Source organism: Peribacillus sp. P4_C12, from assembly GCF_056402095.1.
This window is the reverse complement of sequence record NZ_JBFUIB010000806.1, coordinates 1-1,332: the sequence shown is the minus strand read 5'-3', so window position 1 is coordinate 1,332 and position 1,332 is coordinate 1. Positions and strand designations below refer to the sequence as shown.

The 1,332-nt window shown below is 33.9% G+C and carries 2 protein-coding genes; both read left to right on the top strand.

From position 1 onward, the window contains the following. Window positions 1–160 precede the first annotated feature (160 nt). Window positions 161–289 carry a hypothetical protein gene (locus AC1DUW_RS29160; RefSeq protein ID WP_269083734.1) on the top strand — a complete coding sequence of 43 codons (129 nt, stop codon included), beginning with the start codon at window positions 161–163 and terminating at the stop codon, window positions 287–289. Further along, the coding region (locus AC1DUW_RS29155; protein WP_477644231.1) for a M3 family metallopeptidase at window positions 253–1,332 on the top strand (1,080 nt) is incomplete at its 3' end. The genes AC1DUW_RS29160 and AC1DUW_RS29155, both read left to right, overlap by 37 nt.

Here is a 1,332-nt window from a genome sequence, read left to right as displayed (position 1 = left end):
GTGTGAGAGGTCGGAGGCTAGGCGCCTCCTCCTACTCGATTTTATGCAACTATCAGGGCAGATTAGTTAAAGAACCCCCATAATATTCCTTAGTTTGATAAACTGAGAATGTACGTTTTATTAAGGAACCTTAGTATTAAAATTTTTAGGGGGCAAACAAATGAAAGAAACAGAGTATCTGCAAGTATGGAACTTGGATAAATTGTTTCCAGATGGGAGCCAATCATCTCAATTTCGTGAACATTTAAACAATTGGAAATCAAAGTTTCTAAATTTGAAGAAAAATTGAAATTTTTTCATACTCCAAAAGAATTAAATGAATCATTAAAAGTTGTAGATATTATTGAATACATAATAGACATTCGAATGAACCTATCACAAGCCAATTCTTTTATAACCTGTCTTCTTGCACAAAACCCAAAGGATCAAAATGCTACAACACTACGAGGAAAAACATCTTCTATAAATGCTCGTTTTGAGTCTGCTTTTAAAAAAGTACAAAAAGTACTTGTAAACACAAATCAACATTTGTGGGAAGGTATACTAGATACTGAGGTTTTAAATAACTATAAGTTCATACTTAATGAATGGCGTAAAAAAGCCGAGATGCATCTTTCAGATGAAGTAGAAAGTTTAGTTTCAGATCTGATGGTAGATGGTTATCATGCTTGGGGGCAGTTTTATAATTCACTTGTTAATAGTATTAGAGTTAATGTTCAAATCGACGGAGAAAAAAGTGAATTATCTGTTGGTCAAGCGATAAATTTACGTTCACACCCTGATGAAGAGGTTCGCAAAGAATCTCATAGGGCTTTGGAAGATAAATGGAACGAGCAAGAAGAACTATTTGCCAAAATACTGAATCATATCGCAGGTTTCCGATTACAAGTGTACAAAAAACGAGGATTAGAAAATATACTAAAAGTTCCTTTGATTGAAAATCGCATCAAAGAGGAAACACTGAATGCAATGTGGAAAGCCGTAAGTAAATACAAAAAACCTTTTACAAATTACCTAAATCAAAAAGCAAAAATGAATGGCGATGAAAAAATGCATTCGTATAACTTTTGGGCTCCTGTTACAAAAGGTAATCAAAAGATAAAATATGAAGATGCTGTCGATTTTATTTTGGAGCATTTTAGTCAATTTGGAACGGAATTAGAAAGTTTTTCTCGGCAGGCATTTGATAAAGGTTGGATAGAGGCTGAAGATCGTCCAAATAAATCAACTGTTGCGTTTTGTGCGGGGTTCCCACTTTCAGGAGAATCAAGAGTTTTTATGACATATGGTGGTAGAATTACCAATGTTTTAACCTTGGCACATGAATTAGGT